Below are 15838 nucleotides of genomic sequence, written 5' to 3'. Positions count from 1 at the left end.
CTCAGGAGTTTCCTGAGGACTCCCGTCGAACGTAGTTGACCAGAGACGCGTCCGCGTCTCCGGGCTCGAAACCGGCCGACTGGATCTTGGCGAGATCGAGGACGCTGTTAGCCGGCCGAGGCGCAACGAGTTTCGATGTGTCGGCGAAGTACTGCTCGGTCGTGACATCGGTGATCCGGCCCGGGTCGTGACCGGCCAGTTCGAACGTCCGCCTCGCGACGTCGGCCCACGAGCTCACGGGCCCGGAACCGGTGACGTTGTACGTGCCGTATGGCGCCCGTGTGTCGATCAAATACCTTATTGCCCTCGCAATTTCGGAGGTTAACGTCAGGCGGCCGTGTTGATCGTTGACTACTGATGGGTTGACCCCACGGTCGGCGAGCGAGAGCATCGTGCGCACGAAATTGTTCCCGTCTCCGATCACCCATGAGGTCCGGACGATGTAGTGCCGGTCGACCGTTGCCACGACGAGGTCACCGGCGGCCTTGGTCTGGCCGTACACACTCAGTGGTGACACCGGATCGTCCTCGCGGTAGGCCTCGGAGGCGTTGCCGTCGAAGACGTAGTCGCTGGAGATGTGCACCAGCGTGATGTTGTTGTCGGCAGCGGTACGTGCGAGGGCGGCGACACCGGCGACATTGGTGGACCACGCCGACGCACGACCTTCGGGCGTCTCGGCCGCGTCCACACCCGTGAAGGCAGCGGCGTTGATGATCGTCTCGTATTCGCGCCAGCGGCGCGCGGATTCGATACCGGGGGTAGTGAGATCGATATCAGCGCGTTCGGCGAATTCAACGCTGGGAGTGTCGGCGAACACCTCGCGAAGCGCCCGACCCAGTTGACCACCGGCGCCGAGGACCAGAGTCTTGCGTGGCGGGATGGGCTTGACGTCAGCTAGCCTGGGATTTTCACGATCCTTCGCCGACAGCTCCGCGCGTTCCAGTGGGATCGGCCACTCGATGGCGACTGTCTCGTCGGCCAGATTCACCGAGGTGTACTGGGCATCGGGCGAGTAGTGATCGTTCACCAGGTAGATATAGGCGGTGCTGTCCTCCAGGGTCTGGAACGCATTGCCGACACCGTGAGGTACGAAAACCGCTCTGGATGGGTCGATTTCGGTGGTGAAGGTGACGCCGAACGTGGGGCCGTCACGCAGGTCGACCCACGCCCCGAAGATCCGGCCGGTCGCGACGGAGATGAATTTGTCCCACGGCTCGGCATGAATCCCGCGTGTGGTGCCCGCACTCTCGTTGAGCGACACGTTGTTCTGGACCGGCTTGAAATCGGGTAGACCGAGCGCGACCATCTTCTCGCGCTGCCAGTTCTCTTTGAACCATCCACGGTTGTCTCCGTGTACGGGCAGTTCCCACACGACCAGCCCCGGTATGGGAGTCGTGATGGCGCGCAGGGGTTTACCGAACTCAGTCACAAATGGGCCTTCTTCACTGACCCATCCGGGCGTAAAAGCTCTCGGTGGCGTCTTTGGCGGAGGCCCACCAGTCTTCGTGGTCGCGGTACCACTGGATCGTTGCGGTCAGACCTCTTTCGAAGTCCTGGTATTGCGGTTGCCAGCCAAGTTCGTCCCGCAACTTGGTGGAATCGATGGCGTACCGCAAGTCGTGGCCGGTTCGATCGGTGACGTGGTCGTACGCGTCGGCCGGCTGACCCATGAGGGTCAGGATCAACTCGATGACGGTCTTGTTGTCCTTTTCACCATCGGCGCCGATCAGGTATGTCTCGCCGATACGGCCTTTGTCGAGGACGGTCAGCACCGCCGAGGAGTGGTCGTCGGCGTGGATCCAGTCCCGCACGTTGCGGCCCTCGCCGTAGAGCTTGGGACGAATCCCGCGCAGCACGTTGGTGATCTGTCGCGGGATGAACTTCTCCACGTGCTGATAGGGACCGTAGTTGTTGGAGCAGTTCGAGATCGTCGCGGCCACACCGAAGGATCGAACCCAGGCCCGTACCAGCAGATCGCTTCCCGCCTTCGTTGACGAGTACGGAGACGACGGGTTGTACGGTGTCTGCTCGGTGAACCGGCGCGGGTCGTCGAGTTCCAGGTCCCCGTACACCTCGTCGGTCGAAATGTGATGGAAGCGCGTGCCGTGCTTGCGCGCGGCCTCGAGCAAGGTGAAGGTGCCTACGAGGTTGGTGTGCAGGAACGGCTCCGGGTTGTCCAGCGAGTTGTCGTTGTGTGATTCGGCGGCGTAGTGCACGACCGCGTCGGCATCGGCGAACAACTCGTCCACGAGGGGGGCGTCCGCGATGTCGCCGTGCACGAAAGTCATTCGATCTTCGGGTAATCCGGCGAGTGAGGCGCGATTGCCGGCATAGGTGAGTTTGTCGAGCACCGTGACGTGATGGTCGGTGCGGTCGATGACGTACCGCACGAAATTCGAGCCGATGAATCCCGCTCCACCGGTGACGAGAAGTCGCGACATCAGCGTCCTCGCTCCAGGAGATCCAACAGATAGTTGCCATAGCCGGACTTCACCAAAGGCGTGGCACGATCCCGTAATTCGTCGTCGCTGATCCAGCCCTGCCGCCAGGCGATCTCCTCGGGAGCGCCGATCTTCAGCCCGGTGCGCCGTTCCATGGTGCGTACGTACTCGGCGGCGTCGGTCATCTGGTCGAAGGTGCCGGTGTCCAGCCACGCGGTTCCGCGGGGCAGCACGTGCACCTGAAGCCGCTCTCGCTCGAGATAGCAGCGGTTGACGTCGGTGATCTCGTATTCGCCGCGGGCACTGGGCTTCAAGCCCTTTGAGATCTCGACGACGTCGTTATCGTAGAAATACAGGCCCGGCACGACATAGTTGCTCTTGGGACGTTCGGGCTTTTCCTCCAAGGATATGGCCAAGCCCCTGTCGTCGAACTCGATCACGCCGTATGCGGACGGGTCTGCCACCCAGTAGGCGAAGATCGCGCCGCCGTCGATGGTGGTGAAGCGCTTGAGCTGGCTGCCCAGCCCGGGACCGTAGAGCAGGTTGTCGCCGAGCACGAGGGACACGTTGTCGGTGCCGATGAACGTCTCACCGATCGTGAAAGCTTGTGCCAGTCCGTCCGGGGACGGTTGCCGCGCGTATGTGATCGACACGCCGAAGCGCGAGCCGTCACCGAGGAGCCGTTCGAAACCGTCCGCGTCGTGAGGTGTCGTGATCACCAGGATGTCGCGGATGCCGGCCAGCATCAGCGTCGAGAGCGGGTAGTACACCATCGGCTTGTCGTAAACGGGCATCAATTGCTTCGATACACCCAGGGTTATCGGATGCAGACGCGTGCCGCTCCCGCCCGCCAAGATGATGCCCCTCACGCGCCCAATCGTGACACACAGCGAACTGGCGCTCGCGCAGACTGGTCCGGAGGGTGAGCTCGCCGGGTCAGGCCGCCGCCGGTGCCGAGTCCTTCGCGTCTTGCGAGCCGTCGGCGCCCGCGGGGGTCGCGGGATTCTCGGGGCCGTCGGCCGGCTCCGGGTTCTTCGTGAGGTTCTCGGACGGTTCGGCGCCCTCGCCGCCAGTCGTCGCGCCTCCGGGGGTGTTGCCCGGCGAGAAGCTCAGCGACACGCTGCCACCGTTGGCGTCGACCCTGTTCTGGGCCGGGTTGGTGTTCTCCTCCGGATCCTTGCTTTCGTCAAGCTTGTCGACCGCAACGACGGTGCCGTCCGCGTTAACCTGGGCCCCTTCTGAACCGCCCCCCGCGGCGATCTCCGGATCGGTCTGCTCGACCACGGTCTCCTGCTGCTTGTCTGCGTTCTCGACGACCGGTGTCTCGGTACCTTCCGGCTGCGTGAAAACCCCGCCGGTCCCGGTGTTGGTGGCCACCATCTGCCCGTCACCGGCCGGCTCCTGCTTGACGTCACCATTGCCCTGGACCAACGTCAGCTTGCCCGTCGTCGACCCATCGAAATCGTTGCTCATCAACCTCGCCAGTTCGGGCTCGTCGGATTGCTGGGCGTTCGTCAGCGGTGGCGCCGGCACCGGCGTCGTGGGAGAAAGCGGGATCTCCGTTGCCAGCCCGAAATTGGCGAGGAAGTTGTTGATGCCCTGGAAGATAGCCGGAATCAGCTTCAGAACAAGCGTGATCGGATTGAAGAACGGGATCAGCCCGGTCGGGCTGAACTGGCCGAACGGGATGTCGCGGTTGTATCCGGTCTCTTCGATGATCACGCGCAGCGCGGGCTCGATGAGGTCCGCGATCGGTTTGCCGATGAACGGAAGCGAATGCAGCGGCCTCACCAGCGGCAACACCTTCGGCGTGACGGTGTAATAAGTGGTGTCGCCGTACGTTTGAATATCGACGATCCCGGGATAGAGCTCGGGATTCGAAGTGATCTCCCGCCAGGTGTCGACGTCGTAACCGGCGGGGAGTTCACCGGGATCGCTGCCCTCGTTGATCGCCAGGTAGGTGCCGTGGTCGTAGGTGAAACCGAGGATCGAGTTGAGCACCGCCAGCGGATTGAACAGATACTGCGGCCAATCCGCGATGCCCTCCCACCGTATTGCCCAGTCTTCGGTGGGGAAGTCTCTCGGATAGTCAGGCAGTCCGGTGGGAGTGGGTTGACCAGTCGTTACGTCGAGAATCGGGATGTGCCGTAAAAAGGCGAACCGCGACAGGATGCCGCCGTTGGGACGGTTCGGGTTGCCGATGAACACGAACGACACCTGGTCCGCCAGGTCCGGGAACGCGCCGTTGACCATGTTGTACTTCTGGATGGTGGCGACGCGGGCACCCTGAGAGTAGCCGGCAATCACGATGTCGCCCTCATATCCGAGGTTTTGCAGGGCCTGAAGCGCGGCCTCGAGATTGTCGGCGCCCTTACCCACTGATACGTCGAATTTGTCGCATGACAGGTTCGGACACCAGCCGGGCAACGGAATCGGCCAGAACGTTGCGGGATAGTTGATGCCGAGCATGCCTTCGTTCGCGGGATTGCCCGTGTTGTTGGGTGCGCAGTTGGTGTCGTCGGTGCACGGAGTGTCTTGCATGTAGTAATCGCGGAAGTTCTCCCGGTAGTCCCCGACCACGTTCGCGTTCGGTGTTCCGGTGCCCGGCACGATCAGCGCGGTGGCCGCCAGACTCACCGCCGCCATCAAGGCGGTCAGGGCACCGAGCATGGCGGTGCTCAGCAAGCCCAGCAAAGAGAAAACGATGACCCGAATGCACTTACGCATGGGTCAACTTTCACACAGATTCGACGGCTGCCATGCCCAAACAGCGAACTTCGCAGCAGGAGTTCTTCCGATTGACGCCTGTGCGCGGAACGAGTCGGCAACCGGATGGTCGGTGACTCGGACTCGGCTTAACTCGCGTCCCACCAGCCTCAATCACCGCAGGGACAGATCCTGAAGCGCGAAGCTGGACCAGCCCGGCTGCAGACTAGATCTGCGCACTACTGTCCGCAGACCGTCCGCCAGCTACGGCCTCGCCCCGCTCAGCGGCCGCCCGAGGACCCCGGCTCGGGCGCGACCGCGCCCCTCGCCGAGGACTGCCGCAAATCTTTCCTGGGCTCCTACGTTCAGGCCTCGGCGAAGTTGCGCGTCACCGACGGATCGACCGGTATGCCCGGACCGGTCGTGGTCGAGATGACAATCTTCTTGAGGTAACGGCCCTTCGACGACGACGGCTTGGCCCGCAGGATCTCGTCGATCGCGGCGCCATAGTTCTCCGCCAGTGCCTTCTCGTCGAACGAGGCCTTACCGATCACGAAGTGCAGGTTGGCCTGCTTGTCGACCCGGAAATTGATCTTGCCGCCCTTGATGTCGGACACGGCCTTCGCCACGTCTGGCGTCACGGTGCCGGTCTTCGGGTTCGGCATCAAGCCACGCGGGCCGAGGATGCGCGCGATGCGGCCGACCTTGGCCATCTGGTCGGGCGTCGCGATCGCCGCGTCGAAGTCCAGCCAACCGCCCTGGATCCGCTCGATCAGGTCGTCGCTGCCGACGGCGTCGGCGCCCGCGGCCTCCGCGGCCTCGGCCTTGTCACCGACCGCGAACACCACAACGCGGGCGGTCTTACCGGTGCCGTTCGGCAGGTTGACGGTGCCGCGCACCATCTGATCGGCCTTCCGCGGGTCGACGCCCAGCCTGATCGCCACCTCGACGGTCGCGTCCTGCTTCTTCGATCCCGTCTCCTTGGCCAGCTTCGCCGCCTCCAGCGGCGTGTACAGCCGGCTGCGGTCCACCTTCTCGGCGGCTTCGCGGTATGCCTTGCTCGTCTTGCTCATTGGTTTCTCCTAGTTGCTGAGTTGTGGTCTGTGATGAACGCTCTTCGCGTGAGCGCTCATCGCCGGGCCGCAGCTGGCCCTCCCACGAGGATCGGTCGAGCTATTCGACCGTGATCCCCATCGACCGGGCGGTGCCGGCGATGATCTTGGCGGCCTGATCGATGTCGTTGGCGTTCAGGTCATCCTTCTTGGTCTCGGCGATCTCGCGCACCTGATCCCAGGACACCTTGGCGACCTTGGTCTTGTGCGGCTCGCCCGAGCCCTTCTGCACACCGGCGGCCTTCAGCAGCAGCTTGGCCGCGGGCGGTGTCTTGAGATTGAAGGTGAAGCTGCGGTCCTCGTAGACGGTGATCTCCACGGGGATGACGTTGCCGCGCTGGTTCTCCGTCGCGGCGTTGTACGCCTTGCAGAACTCCATGATGTTGACGCCGTGCTGGCCGAGCGCCGGACCGACCGGCGGGGCGGGGTTGGCCTGCCCGGCCTGAATCTGCAGCTTGATCAGCCCGACGACTTTCTTCTTCGGGGCCATGGGTGTGGTGTTTCCTCTCTCGTTACTCAGCGATTTGTGTTCGCTTTCGAGCGCTCAGCGCTCCTCAACGCACGCAGATCGCAGCTAGATCTTGGCGACCTGATTGAAGGTCAGTTCGACAGGTGTTTCGCGACCGAAGATCGACACCAGCACCTTGAGCTTCTGCTGCTCGGCGTTGACCTCGCTGATCGAGGCGGGCAGCGTCGCGAACGGGCCGTCCATGACGGTGACCGACTCGCCAACCTCGAAATCCACCTCGATCGGCGCGCGCTCGATGCCCCCGGCCTCCGCGGCGGTCGCACCTGCGGCGGCGGCGGCCTTCCCGGGCTTCTTCGCCGCGGCGGGCGGCAGCAGGAACTTCACCACGTCGTCCAGCGAAAGCGGCGACGGCCGCGACGTCGCGCCGACGAAGCCCGTCACTCCCGGCGTGTTGCGCACCGCGCCCCACGACTCGTCATTGAGCTCCATGCGCACCAGGATGTAGCCGGGCAGCACTTTGCGATTGACCTGCTTGCGCTGGCCGTTCTTGATCTCGGTGACCTCTTCGGTCGGCACCTCGACCTGGAAGATGTAGTCGCCGACGTCGAGGTTCTGCACGCGGGTCTCGAGGTTGGCCTTCACCTTGTTCTCGTAACCGGCGTAGGAGTGGATGACGTACCAGTCGCCCGGCTTGGTCCGCAGCTCCTTCTTGAGCGCGACCGCCGGATCCTCTTCCTCGGGCTCGGCTTCAGCGGCGGGCGCTTCACCGGCCGCGTCCTCCGTGGTGGCCGCCTCCTCGCTCACGGCATCACCGGCGACGTCGGCGTCCTCGGTCGCCGGGTCGGTGGTCGCGCCGGTCGTCGCCCCCGTCGTCTCGTCGATCAGGTCAACGCTCTCGGCCGAAGGCGTGTCGCCCTCGAAGCTAGTCACTTGTCAGTCCTCTCGAAAGTTCTCATCCGTCGCGCGTACTGGTCAGCCGAACACCAACGAGACCAGCTTGGCAAGGCCGAAGTCGACGCCGCCGATCATCGCCAACATGAAGGCCAGGAACAGCAGCACCACGCCGGTGTAGGTGGCCATCTGCTTGCGGTTCGGCCAGATCACCTTGCGCAGCTCGGCCACGACCTGCTTCAGGTAGTTCCAGACGAACAGGAACGGGTTCCGCGACGGTCCGTCGGCGCGCTTCTTGGCGGCCTTCTTCGCGGTGCCCGACCCGTTCTTGGTGGGTGAGGCTGCGGTGCCGGTGGACAGGTCGACGGCTTCGCTGGCGTCTTCGCCGGCGGCTGCCCGACGGGTCCGCTTGCCCGACGGTCGGGTGGGTCGGGTCACGACGGCGCCGCGGCCGTTCTCGGTGTCGGAGCCGGCATCGTCGTGCTCGTCGCTCACCGCATGCTCCCTTGTCTGGTCATCTGGTCTTGTGGGTCACCTTCCAGTGTCCACACTTGTCGAGTATTCAGTTGAGCAGGGGCGACAGGACTTGAACCTGCAACCTGCGGTTTTGGAGACCGCTGCTCTGCCAGTTGAGCTACGCCCCTTCAGAGTGGCACTGCGAGAGGCCACCCGTTCGGGGCTCACACAATTCGCGCGCTCCCCGATCGGTCGATCTTCAAACCGACGGACAGCGCGCTGGACTGGGAAAACCCCGAGGACCGAGTGTAGCGCGCCACCCGTCCGAGTTACTAATCCACCGGCGAGCCGATCAGCCGACAGACGCCTCGCCGTTCACGGTATCGCCGCCATCGGGATCCTCGGCGGGATCGTGGACGACGGGCTTGCGCACGACCTGTCCGGTCTCCGGATCCCAGCCGGCCGAGATCGAGTTGTCGCCCTCGTGGCCCATCAGCGTGGTGAACGATTCCATCACGAGCTCGCCGTGTTGGTCCACCAGCTTGTTGCGGGTGGTGACGATGTCGGCGCCGAACCGTTCGTCAACGGTCAGGATTTCCATCGTGCCGGTCAGTTCGTCACCGACCTTGATCGGTCGATGGAACTTGAATTTCTGGTCGACCTGCACGATCTGCATGGTCTCGAAGCCGACATCGTTGTGCTGGAAGAAATGCCGCTGGATCATGACCGCGAAGATCGACATGAACGTCGGGGGCGCGATCAGCGCATCGTGGCCCGAGGCCCGGGCTGCCTCCAGGCTGTGGCTCTGCGGATCATGGGCCTTGACGGCGTTCGCGTACTGGCGGATCTGCTCATGTCCCACGACATAGGGCTCGGGGTACTTCCAGACCATTCCCTTGATATCGATTTTGAGTGCCACGGCTACGCCAGCTTCGCGACGGCCACCGCGCGGCCGAAGATCTTCTTGCCCCCGGTGGTGGCCGAGAGCGCGATGGTTACCGATTTCGTCTCGGGTTCAACGGATTTCACGCGTCCGTTGAAGACGATCTCCGCCCCGATGCCGTCGTTGGGCACCGGCACCACAGCGGTGAACCGCACGTTGTACTCGGTGACCGCCGCCGGGTCGCCGACCCACTCGGTGACGTATCCGCCTCCCAGGCCCATGGTGAGCATGCCGTGCGCGATCGCGGTGTCCAGGCCGACCTGCTTGGCGATGTCGTCGTCCCAGTGAATCGGGTTGAGGTCACCCGACACCCCGGCGTAGTTGACGAGGTCCTGCCGCGTCAGCGGAATCACCTTCTCGGGAAGCTCGTCACCCTTCTTCACCGAGGCGAACTCACGCAGTGGCATCTGAAAAACCCTCTTCTCCATCACCCGTCCGACCCGCCAGGGTCGTGAACGTCTCCTGCACCACGTCACCGGCTTGGTTGGTGACGATGTTCTTCAACACGACGATGTCGGTGCCGTGCGCCTGCCGCACGGCGTCCACCTGCACCTCGCAGTAAAGCTTGTCACCCGCGAAGATCGGCTTGTGGTACTTGACGACCTGGTCGACCTGCACGATCTTGGCGTCTTTGATCCCGACGCCTGCGTGCTCGAAAAACGATACCTGCGCCATGTACCCGAGGACGCTCATGAACGTCAGCGGTGCGGGCAGCGCCTTGTGGCCGAGTCCGGTCGCGACGTCCTCATCGAAGAACACGGGATGGTCGTTCTTCACCGCGACCGCGTACTCGCGAACCTTCTCGCGGCCGACGACGTAGTGGTCGGGGTACCGGTATTGCATCCCGACGATCCGCTCGGACAACGACACAGTTGGTGACCTACCTAGCACCCGGGCGACGCCTGCGGGCCGACTCGTCTCAGCGCGATTCCTTATGCGGCTGATGCTTGCCGCAGTTCGGGCAGAACTTCTTGATCTCGAGCCGGTCCGGGTCGTTGCGGCGGTTCTTCTTGGTGATGTAGTTGCGGTGCTTGCACACCTCGCAAGCCAAAGTGATCTTCGGCCGTACGTCGGTACTGGAGGCCACGTTCTTCGTCCTTCGTTTACGCGTTCGATGTTGCCTGTAGCGGTGGGGGGGCTCGATCCCCCGACCTCACGATTATGAGTCGTGCGCTCTAACCAGCTGAGCTACACCGCCCCGGGATCCGGGCGGAGGTCCGCCCGCTCACCGAGCCCCCTAACGGAATCGAACCGTTGACCTTTTCCTTACCATGGAAACGCTCTGCCGACTGAGCTAAGGGGGCCTGCCTGCTTCGGGGTTCGCGCACCGCGGCGCGAGCCTTAAAGAGGGTACAGTCTCGCCGATTGCCGCGCCAAACCGCTGATCACCGCAACCGTTACTGTTCGACTCTAGTCGCCGAATGATAGGACAGAACAGTGACCGAACCCGGCGCAACCCGTGTGGCGGTGTACCTCGACTTCGACAACATTGTGATCTCTCGGTATGACCAGATCCACGGGCGCAACTCGTTCCAGCGCGACAAGGCCGCGGGTTTTCACAAGAACCCGGGCCGGCTGACGCAAGCGACCGTGGACGTCGGCGCGATCATCGACTACGCGTCGTCGTTCGGCACGCTGGTACTGACCAAGGCGTACGCCGACTGGTCGACCGACGTCAACGCCGACTACCGCGATCAGCTCGTCGGACGCGCGGTCGACCTGGTCCAGCTGTTCCCGGCCGCCGCATACAGCAAGAACGGGGCCGACATCCGACTCGCGGTCGACACCGTCGAGGACATGTTCCGGCTGCCCGACCTGACCCACGTCGTCATCGTCGCCGGCGACTCCGACTACATCCCGCTCGCACAGCGGTGCAAACGCCTCGGGCGCTATGTCGTCGGCATCGGCATCACCGGATCGATCAGCCGCTCGCTCACCGCCGCCTGCGACGAATACGTCTCCTACGACGCGCTGCCCGGCGTTCCGGCGGTGAAGTCGGAAGCGCCGAAGCGGCGCCGCACCAAGGCCGACGCCGAACAGGAACCGGAACAGCCCGACCCGCAGGCCGCCGCGACCGCGCTGTTGGAACGGGCGCTGCGCATCGCGCACGGCAAGGACGACTCCGACTGGCTGCACAACTCGGCGGTCAAAGCTCAGATGCGGCGCATGGACCCGTCGTTCTCGGAGAAGTCCCTCGGGTTCAAGTCGTTCAGCGACTTCTTGCGCTCGCACACCGACCTGGTCGAACTCGACGAGAGCAGCACCATCCGCATGGTGCGGCTGCGCGGCCAGGACTGAGCCCCCACATTCGGACCCAGATACGCTGACGGTCATGGCTTCGGATCGGCTCTACTTCCGCCAGTTGTTGTCCGGTCGCGACTTCGCGGCCGGCGACATGATCGCCCAGCAGATGCGCAACTTCGCCTACCTGATCGGCGACCGCGAGACCGGCGACACGGTGATCGTCGACCCCGCCTACGCCGCAGGCGATCTCGTCGACACGCTGGAGGCCGACGGCATGCGGCTGTCCGGGGTGCTGGTCACCCACCACCACCCCGACCATGTCGGCGGCTCGATGATGGGGTTCGAACTCAAGGGGCTTGCCCAACTGCTCGAGCGCACGAGCGTGCCCGTGCACGTCAATGCGCTTGAGGCGGACTGGGTTTCGAAGGTCACCGGCATCGCGCGCAGCGAGCTCACCGAGCACCGGCACGGTGACGTCGTCAAGGTCGGCGACCTCGACATCGAACTGCTGCATACGCCCGGCCACACCCCCGGCAGCCAGTGCTTCCTGCTCGACGGGCGGCTCGTCGCCGGCGACACCCTCTTTCTGGAGGGCTGCGGGCGCACCGACTTCCCCGGCGGCAACGTCGACGACATGTTCCGCAGCCTGCAGGCGCTGGCCAAGCTCTCCGGTGACCCGACGGTGTTTCCCGGCCATTGGTACTCGGCCGAGCCCAGCGCCTCCCTGTCGGAGGTGCGCCAGACCAACTACGTCTACCGAGCGAGCAACCTCGATCAGTGGCGCATGTTGATGGGCGGCTGACCTTCGCCGAACCACGCTCCAACGACAATCGCGAACTGCTCACCGGCTACCTCGCCGCCCGTGGTGCCCGTCGGGCGCGCCACCGTCGGGCAACTGCGGCATATTCTTTGCCGATGATTTGGCTTCTGACTTTTTCGCAGGTGTCTACGGCATCACCGGTCAAATCACACGAATTTCTGGACACGAAAGTGCCACGGGGGCAAACTTGTAGACCCTAGCGTCAAATAATCGGGCCGGGGGGCCACCATGAAGAAGCTAGTGCTGTGCTTCGACCGGACTCGTGGCTATCCCGAACCCCAGACGACGACAAATGCGCATCGACTCTTTCGTCTTCTCGACGACGTCCCCGAGCAGCTCACCTGGTATCACCCGGGAGCCACGGCGAGCCTCGGCAGGACGCTGCGGCCCTTCAGGACCGCCGCAGACGATGCTCGCGGTGCCATCGCCGAGGCTTATCGGTTCCTGGTCGACAGCTGGGAACCCGGTGACCCGATTTATCTGTTCGGCGTCGGTCGCGGCGGTTACTGCGCTCAGACCCTGACCCGGTTGCTGTCCACCGTCGGCGTGCTGCCGGAGCTGACGGATTTCGTGCTCGGCGCGTACGCCCTGCCGCGGACCGGCCGCGACCAACAAGACTGGACGCGCGTCACGCAGATCGCCGCTCGACTGGAGCAGCAGCGCGAATTCCCGGTCCCTGTGCGATTTTTGGGCATCTGGGATGCGGTGAGCATCCCGGGCTTGACGCGCCGAACGATGCCGGCGCCGATGCCCAACGTCGAATCCGGCAGACACGCGGTCGCGATCGACGGTCGCCCCGGCGAACGGTTGACGACTTCGGCGTCGGAGCACATCGAGGAAATCTGGTTCCGCGGCGCCCACTGCGACGTCGCCGGAGGGCCGGGGGCGTGCATCCCGTTGGCCGTGATCAGCTTCGACTGGATGCTCGACGGCGCGCTGAGCGCCGGGCTGTCGATTTCCGACGAGCACATGGACACGCTGCCCACACCCGGTCAGTACGACGCGCTCGCCGAAACCGCCCACACCATCTCGCTGCGCAGGCTCCCCGAAAATGCTGCCGTCCACTCCAGTGTCGAGTTGTACCTGCGCGAGCATCCGCAGTATTGGAAGCGTCTACCGAGCCGCGTGACATGGTCGGACCTCGACTGGGCGGCGCGCGGTGAGCGATTGATCCACCCGAGGACGGCCGATCGAGCGATGGCCGACATGGGGCTCGCCGCGTCGTTCGGCGAGCTGATCAGCAATACCGCGGAGTTGAGCCCGGCAACCCGGTCGTGACGAATTGCGCCGGTCCAGATCGTCGGTGACGGGCCTTCCAATCGACGCGCACGCCAAATAGCAAAGGGTGTCAGATCCGCGGCTGCGTGATATACAGCCGTGCGTGGATGCGGATGGGGTTCTGGGCCTCTCGGCCGGCATGTGGACGGCGCTGGCCGCCTGGCTCGCCGTCGTGGTGGGGATCGCCGCCCTGGTTTACGCCTGGCGGCAGTACCAGCGGGCGCGGCGGCAGAGCGAAGAGCTGATGCAGCCCAACGTGGCGATGTTCATGGAGCCGGCGGCCAACGACTGGCACCTGATCGAGCTCGTGGTCAAGAACTTCGGCCGGACGCCGGCCTACAACATTCGATTCGACTTCGCGCATCCGCCGACGGTGGCCAAGTACGAGAACGTCTACGACGACCGCTATGTCGACATCGCACCGCTGAACCTGCCCGCCGAAATCCCGTATCTGGCTCCCGGACAGGAATGGCGCATCGTCTGGGATTCGGCATTGGACCGTCGCGAGCTCGGCGAGGCCATCGCATCCCGGTTCGACGGCGCGGTCACCTATTACGACCGGCAGGGGTACGCCAAGAAGAAGGGCTCACGCCACCGGTACCGCTCGACGGCGGTGCTGGACTGGTCGACGCTGCATCCGGTCGAGCGGCTAGAGCTGTTGACCACGCACGACCTTGCCCGTCAGGAGAAGCAGAAGCTGGAGCTGCTGCGTCATCTGTTGACCTACTACCACTACGCGGCCAACGAGAGCCGCGAAGACGTCCTGCGCCAGGAGATCAATAGGGTGCGGTCCTCGGTCGACGAGATCCGCGAGCGGTATCGCACGGAAACCCAAGGGTCGCAGCGGAAACCACGCAGCGGAGCGATTCCGGGTCGGCCGATCGACATCGACGCCGAGTTCGAGGAAGCGCACACCCAGATCCTCAAGACCAACACGGCGCGGCACCGTATCGCGTGAGCCCGGGCGGGTGCGATGGAGCCCGGCAACCCCTCGCTACCGGGCTTCTCGAACGGTACGAGGGCCGCGGTCGGGCGTCGCGCGTAGCCGACTACCCCAAAAACCCTTGGCATTCGTATCGACGTTTCGTAACATCGGTACGATTAACCTTCCGCGTTCGAAGGAGAAGCGATGAGCAGCCCCGTTGGCTATGAACACAACGAATCGGTCGCCACGATCACGCTCGACGACGGCAAGGTCAATGTCCTCGGACCGGCCATGCAGACCGCGATCAACGAGGCGCTCGACCGCGCCGAGGAGGATGGCGCCAAGGCGGTCGTGCTTGCGGGAAACGGACGCGTCTTCAGCGGCGGTTTCGACCTGACGGTGTTTCAGTCCGGCGACGCGCAGGGCGCGCTGGGGATGCTCGCGGGCGGGTTCGAGCTGGCGGTGCGGTGCCTGACCTTCCCGGTGCCGGTCGTCATGGCCGCGACGGGTCCGGCCATCGCGATGGGATCGTTTCTGCTGCTGTCCGGCGACCACCGGGTCGGCCAGCCGAAGACCCGCTGCCAGGCGATCGAGGTGGCGATCGGCATGACAATCCCGGTCGCCGCACTGGAGATCATGCGGTTCCGGCTGACCCCGGCGGTCTACCAGCGGGGCGCGGCGCTGGCGTCGACGTTCGCTGGCGACGAAGCCGTCTACGGCGGGTGGCTCGACGAAATCGTCGAGGCCGATCGCGTGTTGGCGCGTGCGCAGGAGGTGGCCGCGGAACTGGCGAACACCGTGCACACCAGCGCGCACGTCGCGACCAAGATGAAGGCCCGCGAGTCGGCGCTACAAGCCATTAGGGCCGGAATCGACGGGCTGGCAACCGAATTCAGTCTCGGCTAGGCCGGCACGGTGCCGAGGGCGAAGCAGCGCACGCCCGAGCTGAAGGACCACCTGCTCGAGGTGGCGATCGCGGCGCTGTCCGAGGAAGGGATCTCGGGGTTCACCACGCGCCGTGTCGCCGAGCGAGCGGGCACGTCGGTGCCTGCGGTGTACGAGCTGTTCTCCGACAAGGCGGGACTGCTACGGGCGATGGTCTTCGAGGGCTTCCGGCTGCTGGGCGCCGAACTGGAGACCGTTTCGCTTACCGAGGATCCACTCGCCGATCTCGAACGGCTGGTTCCGGTCTTCCGGTCGTTCTGCCGGTCGTATCCCCGGCTTGCCCAGCTGATGTTCGCGCGGCCGTTCGCCGAGTTGGAGCCCGGGCCCGACGAAGAGGCCGCCGGCGCCTCGGTGCGCGCAGCGTTCACTGGCCGGATCCAGCGTTGCGTCGACGCGGGACTGCTGACCGGTGACGTCGCCGACATCGCTCACGTGCTGCTGGCGCTCGCCCAGGGGCTGGCGGTCCAGGAACTCGGGCGGTGGCTGGGGTCGTCCGCACCGTCGATCGAACAGCGGTGGCGCCTGGGCGTGCGCTCCCTACTGAGAGGCCTGCGCCCCACCCTCCCAGGCGATTTGTGAGTGATCCCGTTCGTTCACCGATCGAAATC

The 15838-nt window shown here is 64.6% G+C and carries 18 protein-coding genes and 3 tRNA genes; 6 read left to right on the top strand and 15 right to left on the bottom strand.

The features are described 5' to 3' along the window. Position 1: 1 nt before the first annotated feature. From AU198_RS00585 to AU198_RS00515, 15 genes are all read right to left on the bottom strand, one after another. Positions 2–1429 (bottom strand): sugar nucleotide-binding protein, encoded by a 1428-nt coding sequence (locus tag AU198_RS00585; RefSeq protein ID WP_064345540.1) that lies wholly within the window; start codon positions 1427–1429, stop codon positions 2–4. Positions 1430–1442: 13 nt separating this feature from the next. Then, on the bottom strand, positions 1443–2441 hold the full coding sequence (gene rfbB, locus AU198_RS00580) for a dTDP-glucose 4,6-dehydratase (RefSeq protein ID WP_064345539.1): 999 nt from the start codon (positions 2439–2441) through the stop codon (positions 1443–1445). Then, positions 2441–3310: a glucose-1-phosphate thymidylyltransferase RfbA gene (rfbA, locus tag AU198_RS00575; protein WP_064345538.1), complete on the bottom strand. Its 870-nt coding sequence runs from the start codon at positions 3308–3310 to the stop codon at positions 2441–2443. The genes rfbB and rfbA overlap by 1 nt, the downstream gene beginning before the upstream one ends. A gap of 67 nt (positions 3311–3377) precedes the next feature. Further along, positions 3378–5168 carry a PE-PPE domain-containing protein gene (locus AU198_RS00570; protein WP_064345537.1) on the bottom strand — a complete coding sequence of 597 codons (1791 nt, stop codon included), beginning with the start codon at positions 5166–5168 and terminating at the stop codon, positions 3378–3380. A 344-nt stretch (positions 5169–5512) separates the two neighbouring features. Beyond that, complete coding sequence (rplA, locus tag AU198_RS00565; RefSeq protein WP_064345536.1) at positions 5513–6220, bottom strand: 50S ribosomal protein L1; 708 nt, start codon at positions 6218–6220, stop codon at positions 5513–5515. 100 nt (positions 6221–6320) lie between these two features. Then, on the bottom strand, positions 6321–6749 hold the full coding sequence (rplK, locus tag AU198_RS00560) for a 50S ribosomal protein L11 (RefSeq protein ID WP_064345535.1): 429 nt from the start codon (positions 6747–6749) through the stop codon (positions 6321–6323). A gap of 84 nt (positions 6750–6833) precedes the next feature. Then, entirely contained in the window at positions 6834–7658 is an 825-nt protein-coding gene (gene nusG, locus AU198_RS00555; protein WP_064345534.1) for a transcription termination/antitermination protein NusG, read from the bottom strand. A 42-nt stretch (positions 7659–7700) separates the two neighbouring features. Then, positions 7701–8114 carry a preprotein translocase subunit SecE gene (gene secE, locus AU198_RS00550; RefSeq protein ID WP_064345533.1) on the bottom strand — a complete coding sequence of 138 codons (414 nt, stop codon included), beginning with the start codon at positions 8112–8114 and terminating at the stop codon, positions 7701–7703. A 76-nt stretch (positions 8115–8190) separates the two neighbouring features. After that, a tRNA-Trp gene (locus tag AU198_RS00545) sits at positions 8191–8263 on the bottom strand. 164 nt (positions 8264–8427) lie between these two features. Continuing rightward, the gene (gene hadC, locus AU198_RS00540; RefSeq protein ID WP_064345532.1) at positions 8428–8994 is read right to left on the bottom strand and encodes a (3R)-hydroxyacyl-ACP dehydratase subunit HadC; all 567 of its coding nucleotides are present in this window, start codon (positions 8992–8994) and stop codon (positions 8428–8430) included. A gap of 2 nt (positions 8995–8996) precedes the next feature. Continuing rightward, complete coding sequence (gene hadB, locus AU198_RS00535) at positions 8997–9425, bottom strand: (3R)-hydroxyacyl-ACP dehydratase subunit HadB (RefSeq protein ID WP_064345531.1); 429 nt, start codon at positions 9423–9425, stop codon at positions 8997–8999. Continuing rightward, positions 9412–9888 carry a (3R)-hydroxyacyl-ACP dehydratase subunit HadA gene (gene hadA, locus AU198_RS00530; protein ID WP_064345530.1) on the bottom strand — a complete coding sequence of 159 codons (477 nt, stop codon included), beginning with the start codon at positions 9886–9888 and terminating at the stop codon, positions 9412–9414. Before hadA ends, hadB begins: the two co-directional genes overlap by 14 nt. Before the next feature lie 49 nt (positions 9889–9937). Then, positions 9938–10105 carry a 50S ribosomal protein L33 gene (rpmG, locus tag AU198_RS00525; protein WP_059101288.1) on the bottom strand — a complete coding sequence of 56 codons (168 nt, stop codon included), beginning with the start codon at positions 10103–10105 and terminating at the stop codon, positions 9938–9940. A gap of 37 nt (positions 10106–10142) precedes the next feature. Continuing rightward, positions 10143–10216: transfer RNA gene (locus AU198_RS00520), tRNA-Met, on the bottom strand. A gap of 33 nt (positions 10217–10249) precedes the next feature. Then, a tRNA-Thr gene (locus tag AU198_RS00515) sits at positions 10250–10322 on the bottom strand. A 133-nt stretch (positions 10323–10455) separates the two neighbouring features. Here AU198_RS00515 and AU198_RS00510 point away from each other — a divergent pair. The 6 genes from AU198_RS00510 to AU198_RS00485 all read left to right on the top strand — a co-directional run bounded on the left by AU198_RS00510 (position 10456) and on the right by AU198_RS00485 (position 15809). Beyond that, a complete protein-coding gene (locus AU198_RS00510; protein WP_064345529.1) occupies positions 10456–11316 on the top strand; it encodes an NYN domain-containing protein in 861 nt (286 codons plus the stop codon). Positions 11317–11350: 34 nt separating this feature from the next. Beyond that, a complete protein-coding gene (locus AU198_RS00505) occupies positions 11351–12064 on the top strand; it encodes an MBL fold metallo-hydrolase (RefSeq protein WP_064345528.1) in 714 nt (237 codons plus the stop codon). 246 nt (positions 12065–12310) lie between these two features. After that, entirely contained in the window at positions 12311–13360 is a 1050-nt protein-coding gene (locus tag AU198_RS00500) for a phospholipase effector Tle1 domain-containing protein (protein WP_064345527.1), read from the top strand. A 139-nt stretch (positions 13361–13499) separates the two neighbouring features. Continuing rightward, complete coding sequence (locus AU198_RS00495; protein WP_064345971.1) at positions 13500–14318, top strand: DUF8453 domain-containing protein; 819 nt, start codon at positions 13500–13502, stop codon at positions 14316–14318. Between the two features lie 171 nt (positions 14319–14489). Next, the gene (locus AU198_RS00490) at positions 14490–15191 is read left to right on the top strand and encodes a crotonase/enoyl-CoA hydratase family protein (protein WP_064345526.1); all 702 of its coding nucleotides are present in this window, start codon (positions 14490–14492) and stop codon (positions 15189–15191) included. A gap of 9 nt (positions 15192–15200) precedes the next feature. Then, entirely contained in the window at positions 15201–15809 is a 609-nt protein-coding gene (locus AU198_RS00485) for a TetR/AcrR family transcriptional regulator (RefSeq protein WP_064345525.1), read from the top strand. The last annotated feature ends 29 nt before the right edge of the window (positions 15810–15838 follow it).

This window comes from Mycobacterium sp. GA-1199 (genome assembly GCF_001500045.1).
In the GTDB taxonomy this organism is placed as follows: domain Bacteria; phylum Actinomycetota; class Actinomycetes; order Mycobacteriales; family Mycobacteriaceae; genus Mycobacterium.
Note: the sequence above shows the minus strand (reverse complement) of the source record. Positions and strands in the feature narration are given on the sequence as shown.

Bases quoted from the DNA above. Each gene is read 5' to 3' on its own strand.
- AU198_RS00490 (WP_064345526.1), top strand. From the start codon at position 14,490: ATGAGCAGCCCCGTTGGCTATGAACACAACGAATCGGTCGCCACGATC.
- hadB (WP_064345531.1), bottom strand. From the start codon at position 9,425: ATGCCACTGCGTGAGTTCGCCTCGGTGAAGAAGGGTGACGAGCTTCCC.
- AU198_RS00570 (WP_064345537.1), bottom strand. From the start codon at position 5,168: ATGCGTAAGTGCATTCGGGTCATCGTTTTCTCTTTGCTGGGCTTGCTG.
- rplK (WP_064345535.1), bottom strand. From the start codon at position 6,749: ATGGCCCCGAAGAAGAAAGTCGTCGGGCTGATCAAGCTGCAGATTCAG.
- AU198_RS00505 (WP_064345528.1), top strand. From the start codon at position 11,351: ATGGCTTCGGATCGGCTCTACTTCCGCCAGTTGTTGTCCGGTCGCGAC.
- rplA (WP_064345536.1), bottom strand. From the start codon at position 6,220: ATGAGCAAGACGAGCAAGGCATACCGCGAAGCCGCCGAGAAGGTGGAC.
- rfbB (WP_064345539.1), bottom strand. From the start codon at position 2,441: ATGTCGCGACTTCTCGTCACCGGTGGAGCGGGATTCATCGGCTCGAAT.
- AU198_RS00495 (WP_064345971.1), top strand. From the start codon at position 13,500: ATGTGGACGGCGCTGGCCGCCTGGCTCGCCGTCGTGGTGGGGATCGCC.
- AU198_RS00500 (WP_064345527.1), top strand. From the start codon at position 12,311: ATGAAGAAGCTAGTGCTGTGCTTCGACCGGACTCGTGGCTATCCCGAA.